Genomic DNA, 13,895 nt, shown 5'->3' with positions numbered 1-13,895 from the left:
GGAGCTGGGTCGTCTCCCTAGGAATCGCTGTCCACCACGTCGACCCGCACGCGCTTGCCGTCGGCCAGGGCCGTGACGAGCGTGCGGAGCGCCTTCGCGGTGCGACCGGCGCGACCGATCACGCGGCCGAGGTCCTCGGGGTGCACACGCACCTCGAGGACCTCGCCCCGCGCGGAGGTGGAGCTGGCGACGCGCACGTCGTCAGGGTGATCGACGATCCCCTTGACGAGGTGCGTCAGCGCGGATTCGAGCAAGGACTACGCCTCGGTCGTCTCGTCGGCGGTCTCGGCCTCGGCCGGAGCGGCGGGAGCCGTCTTCTCCGACTTGGGCTTGAGGACGGCCTTCTTCGAGCTGTCGACCGTGAAGGCCGGCTTCGGCTCGCGGACCTTGACCTTGGACTCGGTGTCCTTCTCGCCCTTGAACTTGGCCCAGTCACCGGTCAGCTTCAGCAGCGCGGCGACCTGCTCGGTCGGCTGCGCGCCGACGCTGAGCCAGTACTGCGCACGCTCGGACTGGACCTCGATGAACGAGGGCTCCTCGGTGGGGTGGTACTTGCCGATCTCCTCGATCACACGACCGTCGCGCTTGGTGCGCGAGTCGGCGACGACGATGCGGTAGTACGGCGCTCGGATCTTGCCGAGGCGCTTGAGACGGATCTTGACAGCCACAATGACTCCTGTTGCGTACGTGTTGTGGTTGAACCGGAACCGCGGGCGTGGGGGCACACACGGTGGAAGCTCGGAGAGACGTGATCCGCTGGATAGAGGGTCGAGCGGACACGATTCGACCGTTCATTCTTGCAGATTCCCGAGCCGGAAGCGAGCCGCCGACCCCGGCGCGTCGGAGCCGATGCCTCGGACCCGATGCGTCGAGCCCCGTGCGTCGGGCCCGGGCCCCGCCGTCGTCCCGTCCGCCCGACGGTACGGCGCCGGGCGTCCTAGGGTGCGAGGGCCCGGACCGCCTCGAGGGCCTCGCTCGTGGCGCGCACCGCGTCGACGCTCCGGGCGTCCCGCGCGCCGCCGACCACCGCGAACGGCACCGCGGCGGACCGCAGGTCCGTGACCAGGTCGTCCCGCGCCTCCTGGCCGGCGCACAGCACGACCACGTCCGCCGGGACCGCGACCTCGGCACCGGCCTCGTCGCGGATCCACAGCCTGCCCGGCTCGATGCGCAGGTACTCCTGCACGCCGCCGACCATCCGGACGCCCGCGTCGCGGAGCCGACCGAGCGCCACCCAGCGCGAGGTGAGCCCGACGCCCTGCCCGAACTTGCCGGACCGGCGGAGCACGGTGACCTGGTGTCCGGGCCGGACCGTCCGGGGCACGGTGGGCTGGCGCTGCGGCAGGTCGCCGACGAGCTGGTCCGACACGGGCACGTCCCACCGAGCGGCGAACTCCGCGGCGCGGACGGCCTCGTCCGACGACTCGGTGAGGAAGGCTGCGGTGTCGACGCCGATCCCGCCACCGCCGACGATCGCGACCGACCCCGGCGGGACCCCGTCCTCGAGCGTCTGCTCGTACGTCAGCACGTGCGGCAGGTCGGAGCCCGGGATCGTCACCTCGCGCGGGACGACCCCGGACGCGAGCACCACGGCGTCGCTGTCAGCCAGGTCCGCGATCGTGGCCGGCCGACCGAGGTGCACCGTCGCCCCGCGCTCCGCCAGCTCCGCGCGCGCCGCCTGCACGGGACCGGCGTAGTCCTCCTTGCCGGGGACGACCGCCGCCAGACCGAACTGGCCACCCAGCACGTCCGCGGCCTCCCAGAGCCGGACGTCGTGCCCGCGGCGCGCTGCGTCCACGGCGGCCGCGAGCCCGGCCGGTCCCCCACCGACGACGTCGACCCGCTTCGGCGCGGCCGTCGGTCGGAGCGGGAAGAGCAGCTCGCGGGCGGCCCGCGGGTTCACCAGGCACGACACCGGGGCACCGACGACGGACCGGTCGAGGCACGCCTGGTTGCAGCCGATGCACGTGTTCACGAGGTCGAACCGGCCCGTCAGGGACCGGGCGACGATCTCCGCGTCCGCGAGGAACGGCCGGGCGAGCGCCACGGCGTCGATCCGGCCGTCGGCGAGCACGGCCTCGCCGTCGCGCAGGTCCGTCATCCGGTTCGAGGCGATCACCGCGACGTGCGGGTGGTCGGACGCGCGCACCACGTCGGCGATGCGGGTCGCCTGCTCGATCCACGCGCCGTGCGGCACCGCTGCCTGGATCGTGGGGGTGCGGGACTCGTGCCAACCGATCCCGACGGAGATCGCGTCGAGCCCGAGCGGCAGCAGGTCGAGCACCAGGGCGTCGACGTCCTCGTCCGTGGAGGACCCGGGCATCAGGTCGGCGCCGGACAACCGGATGGTGACGGCCAGGTCCGGGACGGCGGCGCGGACGGCGCGGACGACCTCGACGGCGAACCGTCGGCGCTTGGCGGGGGTGCCACCCCACTCGTCGTCGCGCAGGTTCGTCAGCGGCGACTGGAACTGGTTGACGAGGTAGCCCTCCGACGCCATGATCTCGACGCCGTCGAACCCGAGGTCGGCGGCCGTCCGGGCAGCGGTGGCGAAGTCGGCGACGGTGCGCTCGACCTCGTCGGCGGTCAGCTCCTCGGGCACCACGCCCCGTGCCGCGGCCCAGGGCAGCGCCGACGGTGCGACGGCGCGCTGCGGTCGGCCGTGCCGGTCCCGCAGTCCGCCGACAAGCGCGTACCGGCCGGCGTGGAAGAGCTGCGCGAGGACCGTGCCGCCCTCGTCGTGCACGGCCGCGACCGCGGTGCGGAACCGGTCGTCGGCGCCGTCGACCCCGAAGACCGCGAAGTCGGGGCCGCCGCGGGCCTCGTCGTTCACGGCGATGCCGCCGGTGATGATGCAGGCGGCTCCCCCGGCCGCGCGCTCCCGGTAGAAGGCAGCCATCGCGACCCCACCGTCGTCGCGGACCTCGAGCCCGGTGTGCATCGACCCCATCACCACCCGGTTCGGCAGGCGGAGGGGGCCGAGCGTCCAGGGCGAGGCGACGGTGCGGAGCTCGGCGGGCACGTCGGCGACGGGCGGAACGACAGCGGTCACGCAACGAACACTAGGCGACGACGCCGGGTGCGCGTCAGGGCGGACACGCCGGGCTCTCCGTCGATCCGCCGGGTGGGACGGGCAGGATGGCCCCATGGACATCCGGTTCTCCGAATCCGCTCCGTCGACCATCGGCGTCGAGTGGGAGCTCCCCCTCGTCGACCGCGCGACGGGGGACCTCACCCCGCGGGCACCGGCCGTGCTCGCGGCCGTCCGGGAGCGGCTCGGTGACGCGGACCGGGTGACCGAGGAACTGCTCACGAACACCGTCGAGGTCGTCTCCGGCGTGCACCGTTCGGTGGGCAGCGCGACCCGTGAGCTCTCGGGCATCATCACCGAGGTCATCGACGCCGCCGAACCGCTCGGCGCGCAGGTGATGTGCTCGGGCACGCACCCGTTCGCGCTCTGGGACCAGCAGGAGATCACCCCGGACAGCGAGCACTACACGACGCTCATCGACCGGACGCGCTGGTGGGGTCGGCAGATGCTCATCTGGGGCGTGCACGTGCACGTCGGCATCGACGACCGCGACAAGGCCGTCCCGATCATGAACGCGATGCTCGGGTACGTCCCGCACCTGCAGGCCTTCACGGCCTCGAGCCCGTTCTGGGCCGGGACCGACACCGGGTACGCGTCGAACCGGGCGCTCATGTTCCAGCAGCTGCCGACGGGTGGCCTGCCGCCGCAGCTCGGCGCCTGGGCGAACTTCGAGGAGGTCGTCGGCGACCTCGTGCACACCGGGGTCGTCGACGGCGTCAAGGACCTGCGTTGGGACATCCGCCCGTCGCCCGGGTGGGGCACGCTCGAGAACCGCGTGTCCGACGGCATCTCGACCCTGCACGAGGTCGGCGCCGTCACCGCGCTCGTGCAGTGCCTGGTCACCGAGAGCTCGGACCGCCTGGACGCCGGCGAGACGCTGCAGGCGATGCAGCCGTGGTTCGTCCGCGAGAACAAGTGGCGCGCCGCCCGGTACGGCATGGAGGCCGAGATCATCACGAACGTCGCCGGCGACGAGCGGCTGGTCACCGACGAGGTGCACGACCTCGTCGCCCGGCTCGACCCGGTCGCCGAACGGCTCGGCTGCCAGGAGGAGCTGCACCACCTCGACACGATGATCGAGCGCGGCGCCTCGTACCAGCGGCAGCTCGCGGTCGCGCAGGAGCACGGCGGCGACCTCCGCGCCGTGGTCCAGCACCTGGTCACGGAGCTCAGCGACTCGCTCTGACCCCGAGCGCCCCGCATCCCGCGGGGCGGGGCGGACGGGAGGCCCGGTGCCGGCTGGCACCGTGCCTCCCGTCCGTCGGTGGTCGCGGGCGTCAGCCCTCGACCGGCACCTCGACCGCCGGCGACGCTCGCCCCGGTGTCCCCGAGGACCGCCTCGACCCGGACGCGATCCCAGCGGGAGCGGAACGCGTCGACGGTCACCGGGAAGTCGAACGACGCGGTCAGCTGCGTCGGGATGCGGGCGACCCCGTGCTCGTCGGCACGTCCGACCGCGGAGGTGCCGCCGGCCGACGTCAGGTGGACGTCGAGCTCGGGCGCGGTGTGCACGACCGCCACCCAGCGGCCGTCCCGGACCTCGCCACCGACGAGGACGGGGGTGCCGTCGGACGGGGTACCGGGACCGTCCTCGCCATCGCCATCGCCGTCGCCGTCGCCGGCTCCCGGCTCGCCCGGACCGCCGCCGGCGCCCTCGCCGACCGTGAAGCCGGGGTCGACCGCGTCGACCGGCGGGACCGCGACGACCGGCTCGGTGCCGGGTCCGCCGCCGTCGCCGCCCTCGCCGGCGTCGGACCGCGTCGGGATCGTCGTGGTGATCGACGGCGACGTGACGTGCGCGCTGCCGACGTACGCGACCCGGACGGACACCTCGGTCTCGGCGAGCTCGGCGGGCAGGTCGACCGCGAAGGTGCCGTCCGCGCGCACCCTGGCGGTCCACTGGTCGTCACCGCGCGACACCTCGGCGAACAACCGCCGGCCGGTGGGCGTCTTGTCGATCGCCCCGTGCAGGGTGAAGCCGGTCGCGGTCTCATCGACGTCGCCGACGGTGGGGGCGTTCGCCAGAGGCAGGATCACCTGGAACGACGTCGCCGCGACCCGGTGGCCGTCCCGCCAGGCGACCGCGTCGAACGGCCCCGCCGGGACGGACGACAGGTCGAGCGGCGCGGACACCTCGCCCGTCGACGACGGCTCACGCACGTCGAGGAGGGTCGTGCCGGACGCCCGGTCGACCACGGTGAAGCGGTCGAACGCCGGCCCGGTGGCGGTGAGGTCGGGACGGTCGTCCGCGGTGGAAAAGAGCGACAGACCGTCGACCGTGCCGGACGCCGGACCGCCCACGGAGGTCACGGTCAGCGGACGCTGCGCACCGTCCTCGCGCTCGGGCAGGGAGACGCGCGTCGACACCGACCCCACGGCGCCGTCGTAGTCGAGGTACACGCCGATCGTCCGCCCTGAGAGGCCGCCCGGGACCCGCAGACGGAACGTGCCGTCGGTGCCGAGCTGCACCCCGCCGAGCGAGGAGTACGCCCGGACCGCGGCTCGCAGACGCTCCGGCGCGTGCTGCAGTGTCGAGTGCCCGGCGATGACGAAGCCGCCGTCGTCGGTGCGCGTCACCCCGTCGATCACGGGCGACTCCGGCCGGTACCCGACCGTCAACTCGGTCGACGCCACCACCCGGCCGTCGCGGTGCGCCCGGGCGACCATGGGGCCGAGGGGCAGCGCGGTCAGGTCGAGCTCGCAGCGTGCCTCACCGGTCGGAGACGCCGTCCCGACGCTGCAGATCCGATCGCCGCCGTAGCGGGTGACCACCTCGAAGCGGTCGAACGCCGGTCCGGAGGCCACCAGTTCCGGGTGCAGCGAGTCGGCCACGAAGAACGGCGAGCCTCCCTCGCCCTGGTCCGGGCGCCCCTGGACGGACGCGATGTGCAGCTGGTCGGCCCGCGGGGTCGACGACGCGTGCCGGGCGGGGACGGTCGGGAGCCCTGCGGCGATCGCGGGGCTCGACACGACTGCCGACCCGACGATGCCGGCGGCGCCGAGCACCGCGCAGAGACGACGCCGGTTGTGCTTCATGGAGTTCCTCTCGGTCTGCGCGAGGTGCGCGGATCGAGGACATCACGGGCCCGCTGTCATCATCCCGGCTGTGAGCACTTGCCACGACGAGGACGGGAGGCCCGGTACCAGCTGGTACCGGGCCTCCCGTCGAGGGCGCGTGCGTCGCCGCGTCAGCGGATCAGCGCCCGAGGAACTTCTGCAACGAGGCGAGCTCTTCCTCGGTCGGGGCCGCGCCGTTCTTGCCGCCGCCGGCACCGAGTCCCAGACCGGCGCCCTTCGGTGCCTGCTGCGGCGCTGCCGCGGCACCGGCAGCGAGCGCGGCACGCTTGGCGGGGTTGCCGACCTTCTTCTTCTTGCCCTGCGGCTGCTGCTTCTTGCCGCCGTGCATGCCCGGGATCGGACCCATGCCCGGCATCTGCGGGACGCCGCCACGGGCGACGGTCTTCATCATCTTCGCGGCCTGCTCGAAGCGGTTGACCAGTGCGTTCACCTCGGTCACCGTCGAGCCGGCACCGCGGGCGATGCGCAGGCGGCGGGAGCCGTTGAGGAGCTTCGGCAGCTCGCGCTCCTGCGGCGTCATCGACTGGATGATCGCCTCGGTGCGGATGATCTCTCGCTCGTCGAAGTTGTCGAGCGCCTCGCGCATGCCCTTCGCGCCCGGGAGCATGCCGAGCATGCCCTTGATCGACCCGGCCTTGCGCAGCTGCTGCATCTGCTGCAGGAAGTCGTTCAGCGTGAAGTTGTCGGTCGCGATCTTGTCCGCGACCTTGCGTGCTTCTTCCTCGTCGAAGGCACCCTGCGCCTGCTCGATGAGGGAGAGGATGTCGCCGAGGTCGAGGATGCGGCTCGCCATGCGGTCCGGGTGGAACGGCTCGAAGTCGTCGAGGCCCTCACCGGTGGAGGCGAACATGATCGGGCGCCCGGTGACCGAGGCGACCGACAGGGCCGCACCACCGCGGGCGTCACCGTCGAGCTTCGACAGGACGACGCCGGTGAAGTCGACGCCCTCCTGGAAGGCGCGGGCGGTGGTGACCGCGTCCTGACCGATCATCGCGTCGATGACGAACAGGACCTCGTCCGGGTCGACCGCCTTGCGGATGTTCGCGGCCTGCTTCATCAGCTCGGCGTCGACGCCGAGTCGACCGGCGGTGTCGACGATGACCGTGTCGTACTGCTGGTCCACCGCGGCCTTGATCGCGTTCTTCGCGACCTTGACCGGGTCGCCCACGCCGTTGCCGGGCTCCGGGGCGAAGACGTGCACGCCGGCCTGCTCGCCGACGACCTGCAGCTGCTGCACGGCGTTCGGGCGCTGGAGGTCGGCGGCCACGAGCATCGGGGTGTGGCCGTCCTTCTTGAGCCACTTGCCGAGCTTGCCCGCGAGGGTCGTCTTGCCGGCACCCTGCAGGCCCGCGAGCATGATGACCGTCGGCGGCCGCTTGGCGAACTCGAGCCGACGCTGCTGCCCGCCCAGGATGCCGACGAGTTCCTCGTTGACGATCTGGACGACCTGCTGCGCCGGGTTGAGCGCCTTGTTGACCTCGTCGGAGAGGGCGCGCTCGCGCACCGCGGCGGTGAAGGACTTCACGACCTCGAGCGCCACGTCCGCGTCGAGCAGCGCCCGCCGGATCTCGCGGACGGTGCCGTCCACGTCGGACGGGGTCAGCCGTCCCTTGCTCCGCAGGTTGCGGAAGGTCTCGGTGAGCCGATCGGAGAGTGAACCGAATTGCGCCATGATCCGGCCATCCTACCGTCCGTCGCGGACGGCCCTGGAGGCGCGGCCCGCCGCCGCCCCGCCGGTGCCGATCACGCCTGCTCGCGTCGGCGACGGGTCGGGCGACGGGCGGCGGCCGCCACGGCCCCGACCGCGAGGGCCACCGACACGGCGGCGACCACGACCGCGTCCGCGGGCTCGTCCGCGAAGAAGCGGAGGGTGACGGTCGTCGCGGCACCCCAGGGCAACCACGCCAGTGCGAGCGCAGCCGCGGGGACCGGTCGCCGCCGGACCAGGAGCACGACGACGGCGACGGCGACCGTCACGCCGGCGGAGGCCGTCATCCACGGCGCCGCGACGGAGCCCCAGAACCCGCCGTCGCCCACGGTGACGAGGCGCCACGAGTTGCCGGTCGGTGGGAGCCAGACCGCGTAGAACACGAGCCCTCCGCCGACGACGGCGAACGTGGACAGCAGCGCTCGCCGGTCACGGGGATCGCCGAGCAGTGCGACGAGCCCGAGCAGGAGAGCGGCGCCGAGTGTGGTCGACCGCGGGCCGGGCTGCCCAACGTCTGCGCGTACCATGACGGTCACGATCGGCAGTGCGACGAGCCCGACGAGCACGAAGAGGTGCGCGGCGGCACGCGACCCGGCCACCGCCGCGAGCGCACCGAGCAGGAACGGCACGCAGAACAGCACTCCGGCGTTCCAGAACGGCCCGAAGGTGTCGTACTGGTTCGGGGCGAGCGGCCGTGCGTCCCACGGTCCCCAGGACACCCAGACCAGGTAGACGAGGGCGAACCCGGCCATCGACCCGGTCCCGATCGACGCGGCGAGCGCCCGGACGTCCCCCGGCACGACGGTGTTCACCCGTTCGCGCACCCCCTGCCACCGCAGCTCCGCGAGTTCCCCGTGCGCGGGTCGACTGCGTCCCTCGTCGTCGGCGACGTCGAGCAGCGTCCCGAGCATCGCCGGTCCGTGCGTCCGGCGCCACCGCGTCGGGTACCACCCGAGCGCCCGCCCGTAGTCGCGTTCCAGCCTCGTGCCCTGTCCCGGCCTCGTGTTCGTCACGACACTCCCCCCAGTCGGATGTGGATGCTGCGTGTGGCCGGGGCCGGCCGCCACGCGGTGAGCCGTGCCCGTGCGGCAGCGGCGTTGGCCTCGATGCGGCGGACCTCGGCGTCGAGGGCGTCGGCACCGGCGTCGGTGAGTTCGAAGTACCGGCGCAGTCGGCCGTCGACGATCTCTTCCCCCGCCGCAGCGACGAGGCCCTGGTCGAGCAGCCGGTCGAGGACGGCGTACAACGTGCCGACCTTGAGGCGCACCCGCCCGTCGGACAGGTCGGCGGCGTCGCCGATCAGGCCGTAGCCGTGCTTGCGCCCTCCGGCGAGGGACGTCAGCACGAGCAGGGTCGGTTCGCGCATCTCGGCGGTGCTCATGCGGCGAAGATACTCTGTTGGTCAGAGTATCGCAAGCACTGGGTTGTTGTACTGCGTCCAACTACTGGCTACGCTCGCGGCATGCCGGAGATCGACGTCGTCCGCTGGCCGGGCCCGCTCCCCTACGCCGAGGGACTCGCACTGCAGTGCGCCCTGCACGCGGACGTCGTGGCCGGGCGCTCCCCGGGCGCCCTCGTGCTCGCCGAGCACCCGTCGGTGTACACGGCCGGTCGGCGCACCGAACCCGCCGACCTGCCGACGGACGGCTCGCCCGTGGTCGAGGTCGACCGCGGCGGCCGGATCACGTGGCACGGGCCGGGGCAGCTCGTGGCCTACCCGATCGTCCGGCTCGGCGAGCCGCTCGACGTCGTCGCCTGGGTCCGCTCCCTCGAACAGGTGCTCATCGACGCGGCGGCCTCCGTCGGGGTGACCGCCAGCCGGGTCCCGGGTCGCAGTGGCGCCTGGGTCGGCATGGGTCCGACCGCGGCCAAGGTCGGGGCGGTCGGACTCCACGTCGCCCAGGGTGTCTCCACGCATGGCATCGCCCTCAACTGCGCGAACGCCCTCGACGCCTACGCCGCCATCGTCCCGTGCGGCATCGCCGACGCCGGCGTGACGACCCTGAGCCACGCCGCCGGACGGCCGGTCGCGGTGGCGGACGTCCTCGACGTCGTCACGGCCGGCGTCCTCGCCGCCGTCGACGCGCTGCCCGCGCAGCACCCGGCTCGGCACCGCGACGGCGAGCCGTACACCGGACGCGCGCCGCGCCTCCCGGTCGGCACCGCCGCTCGCGACACCGCGCCCACCGGCACCAGCACCCGCCAGCGACAGGAGACCGCAGCATGACCCTCGCCCCGGAAGGCCGCCGCATGCTCCGCGTCGAGGCCCGGAACGCCGAGACGCCGATCGAGACCAAGCCGGCGTGGATCAAGACCCGCGCGTCGCAGGGCCCGGCGTACCGCGAACTGACCGACCTCGTGCGCGACCAGCGCCTGCACACGGTCTGCCAGGAGGCCGGCTGCCCGAACGTCTTCGAGTGCTGGGAGGACCGCGAGGCGACGTTCCTCATCGGCGGCTCGCAGTGCACGCGCCGGTGCGACTTCTGCCAGATCGACACCGGCAAGCCCGAACCGCTCGACCGTGACGAACCCCGGCGGGTCGCCGACTCGGTCGCCGCCATGCAGCTGCGGTACGCGACCGTGACGGGGGTGGCACGGGACGACCTCGACGACGGGGGCTCCTGGCTCTACGCCGAGACGATCCGTGCGATCCACGAGCACTCGCCCGGCACCGGGGTCGAGATCCTCGTGCCCGACTTCTCCGGTCGCCCCGACCAGCTCGGCCGGGTGTTCGACGCCCGCCCCGAGGTCTTCGCGCACAACGTCGAGACCGTCCCGCGGATCTTCAAGCGCATCCGACCGGCGTTCACCTTCGAGCGGTCCCTCGACGTCATCACCCAGGGCCGGGACGCCGGACTGGTGACGAAGTCGAACCTCATCCTCGGCATGGGCGAGGAGCGGCACGAGATCGAGGACGCCCTGCAGCGCCTCCACGACGCCGGCACCGACATCATCACGCTCACGCAGTACCTCCGGCCCTCCCCACGGCACCTGCCCGTCGCCCGCTGGGTCGCGCCCGAGGAGTTCGTCGCCCTCCGCGAGCTCGCCGAGGACATGGGCTTCGCCGGCGTCCTGGCCGGGCCCCTGGTCCGGTCCTCGTACCGGGCCGGAGGGCTGTGGGCCCGGGCGACGGTCGCGCGCGGCGGCACCGTGCCGGATCACCTGGCCCACCTGCTCGACGCGTCGCCGGGCCGGCAGGCCGTCTGACCGGCACCGGGTCGTCGGACAGTGGCCGGTGGGTGCACCGACCCACATCCGTCGGGCCGGACGTCGGGCCGCGGACCGTCCGCGGGCGATCACGGACGGACGATCACGCACGGACGGACGGACGCGCACGGACAGACGGGAGGCTCCCCACCTGCTGGTGGGGAGCCTCCCGTCGTGCGCGTGGTCGCGTCGGTCAGACGCGCGAACCGCCACCGCGGACACGGCGGAGGATCCAACCGACCACCGCCAGGACGATCAGCACGATGCCGATGAACAGCAGGGCCTTGAGGGCGGCACTCACGATGCCGGTGACCAGCAGGACGATGCCGACGATGATCGCGATGATGAGCAGTGCGGGCATGGTTGTGTTCCTCTTCGATCGGGGCAGGTCCTCCCGGACGCTACACGTCGGTGGGTGACGCCGTGCTCGGGCCCGCGACCGTGCGGTGCGCCACGGGTGCCGGATGCTGCCCGTCCGCTGAGTGCGCCTCGTCCGCCAGGCCCTGGTCGGTCGTCCGGTCTGGGTCGACCGCCTGGTGCGCGTCGACCGCCTGGTCGTCGTCGACGGCGCGGGCACGGAGGAACACCACCACGAGGATCGGCAGCAGGATGATCTGCGCCCAGACCCCGATGGACAGGGCCTCGTCGGCGTAGGTGCGCACCGTGGTGCCCGATGCCTGCAGGTGGATGTGCCGGAACCAGCCGGCGAAGAGCAGCGTGTTGGCGGCGAGGTAGGCGACGATCCAGCCCGTCCGGATGCGCACCAGGACGAAGAACGGGGCGAGCCACAGCGCGTACTGCAGCGAGTCGACCTTGTTCGCCACCAGGTAGGCGCAGAGGACCGCCGCGCTCGTCTCGATCCACGGCATGCGGCCGCGGCGGATGCCGAGCACCAGGCCGGTCACGAGCACGGCGAGCAGCGCGATCGCGGTGGCACCGGTGGCCAGCAGGTTCAGCGTGTGCTGGAACGTGGGCGAGTCGGCGGACGACCACGGCTGGAACGCGTAGTACCAGACCGAGAGCGTCGCGTTGTCGATGTCCCGGATGCCCTGGTACCGGATGATCGAGAACCACGACTCCGGTTCGACCAGCACGAACGGCACGTTCGCGACGAGGACCACGCCCACCGACCCGGCGACGGCGCCGGCGGTGCGCCGCAGTCGATCGCCCCAGGCCGCCGTCGCGTCGACGAGCAGGGCGAGGACGAACGGCGCCACGAAGACGAGCGGGTAGAACTTGAACGCCCCGCCGAGGCCGAACAGCGCACCGACGACGACCGCGCGCCAGACGAGCGCCCGCCCGGCCGGCCAACGGACCGCGACGACGACGGCCACGACCGTGCACGCGACCGGCAGCAGGTCCCAGTTGTAGAGGGCGTAGAGGAACAGCGGCGGGGTCGCGGCGAAGAACCACGCACGACGACCGGCGACCAGCGCGAGGCCCACGACCGTGACGACCACCACGGGCACGAAGGTCAGCGCCGTCACGACGAGGAACCCGTGCAGCGAGTCCACCGGCAGGGCGCTCAGCCACGCCCAGACGCCGGTGAGGGTCGGGTACTCGAGGCTGCCCGGCGGGAGGCCGTTCTCGCCCAGCGGCTGCACGTACGGGAACACGTGGGTGCCCAGGCCGCGGCTCGAGAAGAGGCTGACCGTGTCGGCGAAGCACGCCTTGCCGGTCGCCGACACGAAGTCGATGCCCGGGACCGCGCACTGCAGCTTGTGGAGCAGGCTGCCGATCGTCAGGGCGACGGCGACGATGCACATGACGACGACCTCGAGCACCGGGACCCGGCGCGGACCGCCTCGTCGCGTGCCGTCGCGCCCGTTCCGGACCCGGTCGTCGAGGCGGTGCGCCGTCGACGGTGCGGCGGCGCTCAACCGACCAGGTTCTGGACGAAGACGTGCGGCGTGAAACCGGTGAGGTCGTTGATGCCCTCGCCCTGGCCGATCAGCTTGATCGGGATCCCGGTCTTCTCCTGCACGCTCAGCACGAAGCCGGCCTTCGCGGAGCCGTCGAGCTTCGTGATGACGAGCCCGGTCACCCCGGCGCCCTCGATGAACGCCTGCGCCTGGGCCAGGCCGTTCTGCCCGGTCGTCGCGTCGAGGACCAGCAGGACCTCGGCGATCTCGGTCTGCTTCTCCACCACGCGCTTGATCTTGCCGAGCTCGTCCATCAGCCCGGCCTTGGTGTGCAGGCGACCGGCGGTGTCGATGACGACGATCTCGGTGCCCTCGCGGATCGCCCGTTCGACCGTCTGGTACGCCACCGAGGCCGGGTCCTGCCCGGGCTGCGCGGGTCGGACGACGTCGACGCCGGCGCGCTGGGCCCACGTCGCGACCTGCTCGACCGCGGCGGCGCGGAAGGTGTCCGCCGCACCGACCAGGACCGTGCGGTCGTAGGTGCGGAGGAACTTCGCGAACTTGCCGATCGTCGTGGTCTTGCCGACACCGTTTACCCCGACGACGAGCACGACGGCCGGACGGGCGCTGAGCTTGAGCGTCGTGTCGAGCTTCGAGAGCCGCTCCTCGAGCACCTCGCGCAACATGCGGTTCAGGTCGGCGGGGTCGGTCGTGCCGTAGCGCTCGACCCGCGCGCGGAGGTCCTCGATTATCTCCTCGGAGATGTCGGGACCGAAGTCCGCGCCGATCAACGCGGTCTCGAGGTCCTCCCACGTGGTCTCGTCGATGGTCTTCCGCTGGAAGAGACCACGGAGCCGGGAGGACAGGGACCAACTACTCGCCATGTTCCCAGCTTACGGGTGCGCGACCGCGGCGGACCTTCGCTAGCATCGAACTCGCGAAGGGGAGT

At 72.8% G+C, this 13,895-nt stretch carries 13 protein-coding genes; 4 read left to right on the top strand and 9 right to left on the bottom strand.

The window, feature by feature from the left end; translation table 11 throughout:
* Positions 1-17: 17 nt before the first annotated feature.
* The 3 genes from KM842_RS03685 to KM842_RS03675 form a co-directional block, all read right to left on the bottom strand.
* On the bottom strand, positions 18-254 hold the full coding sequence (locus KM842_RS03685; RefSeq protein ID WP_110826143.1) for an RNA-binding protein: 237 nt from the start codon (positions 252-254) through the stop codon (positions 18-20).
* Positions 255-257: 3 nt separating this feature from the next.
* On the bottom strand, positions 258-668 hold the full coding sequence (rpsP, locus tag KM842_RS03680; RefSeq protein WP_216261044.1) for a 30S ribosomal protein S16: 411 nt from the start codon (positions 666-668) through the stop codon (positions 258-260).
* Between the two features lie 269 nt (positions 669-937).
* Positions 938-3,052 (bottom strand): oxidoreductase, encoded by a 2,115-nt coding sequence (locus tag KM842_RS03675; protein ID WP_253206233.1) that lies wholly within the window; start codon positions 3,050-3,052, stop codon positions 938-940.
* Between the two features lie 94 nt (positions 3,053-3,146).
* Here KM842_RS03675 and KM842_RS03670 point away from each other — a divergent pair, with 94 nt between their 5' ends.
* Entirely contained in the window at positions 3,147-4,277 is a 1,131-nt protein-coding gene (locus KM842_RS03670; protein WP_216261042.1) for a glutamate--cysteine ligase, read from the top strand.
* Positions 4,278-4,525: 248 nt separating this feature from the next.
* The gene (locus KM842_RS03665) at positions 4,526-5,509 is read left to right on the top strand and encodes a hypothetical protein (RefSeq protein WP_216261040.1); all 984 of its coding nucleotides are present in this window, start codon (positions 4,526-4,528) and stop codon (positions 5,507-5,509) included.
* 778 nt (positions 5,510-6,287) lie between these two features.
* Here KM842_RS03665 and ffh read toward each other — a convergent pair.
* The 3 genes from ffh to KM842_RS03650 form a co-directional block, all read right to left on the bottom strand.
* Complete coding sequence (gene ffh, locus KM842_RS03660; RefSeq protein ID WP_216261038.1) at positions 6,288-7,841, bottom strand: signal recognition particle protein; 1,554 nt, start codon at positions 7,839-7,841, stop codon at positions 6,288-6,290.
* 71 nt (positions 7,842-7,912) lie between these two features.
* Positions 7,913-8,890: a hypothetical protein gene (locus KM842_RS03655; protein WP_216261036.1), complete on the bottom strand. Its 978-nt coding sequence runs from the start codon at positions 8,888-8,890 to the stop codon at positions 7,913-7,915.
* Positions 8,887-9,258 carry a PadR family transcriptional regulator gene (locus KM842_RS03650; protein WP_216261034.1) on the bottom strand — a complete coding sequence of 124 codons (372 nt, stop codon included), beginning with the start codon at positions 9,256-9,258 and terminating at the stop codon, positions 8,887-8,889. The genes KM842_RS03655 and KM842_RS03650 overlap by 4 nt, the downstream gene beginning before the upstream one ends.
* 81 nt (positions 9,259-9,339) lie before the next feature.
* Here KM842_RS03650 and lipB point away from each other — a divergent pair, with 81 nt between their 5' ends.
* Together lipB and lipA are read left to right on the top strand one after the other, a co-directional pair.
* Positions 9,340-10,104 carry a lipoyl(octanoyl) transferase LipB gene (gene lipB, locus KM842_RS03645; RefSeq protein WP_216261032.1) on the top strand — a complete coding sequence of 255 codons (765 nt, stop codon included), beginning with the start codon at positions 9,340-9,342 and terminating at the stop codon, positions 10,102-10,104.
* Positions 10,101-11,084, top strand: coding sequence for a lipoyl synthase (gene lipA, locus KM842_RS03640; RefSeq protein ID WP_216261030.1), 984 nt, complete (start codon positions 10,101-10,103; stop codon positions 11,082-11,084). Before lipB ends, lipA begins: the two co-directional genes overlap by 4 nt.
* A gap of 193 nt (positions 11,085-11,277) precedes the next feature.
* Here lipA and KM842_RS03635 read toward each other — a convergent pair whose 3' ends face one another.
* The 3 genes from KM842_RS03635 to ftsY are packed head-to-tail and all read right to left on the bottom strand — an operon-like array spanning position 11,278 to position 13,830.
* Positions 11,278-11,445, bottom strand: a complete 168-nt coding sequence (locus KM842_RS03635; protein ID WP_216261028.1) for a hypothetical protein — start codon at positions 11,443-11,445, stop codon at positions 11,278-11,280.
* 40 nt (positions 11,446-11,485) lie between these two features.
* Positions 11,486-12,964 (bottom strand): hypothetical protein, encoded by a 1,479-nt coding sequence (locus tag KM842_RS03630; protein ID WP_216261026.1) that lies wholly within the window; start codon positions 12,962-12,964, stop codon positions 11,486-11,488.
* Positions 12,961-13,830 (bottom strand): signal recognition particle-docking protein FtsY, encoded by an 870-nt coding sequence (ftsY, locus tag KM842_RS03625; RefSeq protein ID WP_216261016.1) that lies wholly within the window; start codon positions 13,828-13,830, stop codon positions 12,961-12,963. Before ftsY ends, KM842_RS03630 begins: the two co-directional genes overlap by 4 nt.
* Between the last annotated feature and the right edge of the window lie 65 nt (positions 13,831-13,895).

This window comes from Curtobacterium sp. L6-1 (assembly GCF_018885305.1).
GTDB lineage: Bacteria > Actinomycetota > Actinomycetes > Actinomycetales > Microbacteriaceae > Curtobacterium > Curtobacterium aetherium.
Note: the sequence above shows the minus strand (reverse complement) of the source record. Positions and strands in the feature narration are given on the sequence as shown.

Excerpts from the sequence above, each read along its gene's own strand:
- ftsY (WP_216261016.1), bottom strand. The coding sequence starts at position 13,830 with ATGGCGAGTAGTTGGTCCCTGTCCTCCCGGCTCCGTGGTCTCTTCCAG.
- KM842_RS03670 (WP_216261042.1), top strand. The coding sequence starts at position 3,147 with ATGGACATCCGGTTCTCCGAATCCGCTCCGTCGACCATCGGCGTCGAG.
- lipA (WP_216261030.1), top strand. The coding sequence starts at position 10,101 with ATGACCCTCGCCCCGGAAGGCCGCCGCATGCTCCGCGTCGAGGCCCGG.
- KM842_RS03650 (WP_216261034.1), bottom strand. The coding sequence starts at position 9,258 with ATGAGCACCGCCGAGATGCGCGAACCGACCCTGCTCGTGCTGACGTCC.
- KM842_RS03635 (WP_216261028.1), bottom strand. The coding sequence starts at position 11,445 with ATGCCCGCACTGCTCATCATCGCGATCATCGTCGGCATCGTCCTGCTG.
- lipB (WP_216261032.1), top strand. The coding sequence starts at position 9,340 with ATGCCGGAGATCGACGTCGTCCGCTGGCCGGGCCCGCTCCCCTACGCC.
- ffh (WP_216261038.1), bottom strand. The coding sequence starts at position 7,841 with ATGGCGCAATTCGGTTCACTCTCCGATCGGCTCACCGAGACCTTCCGC.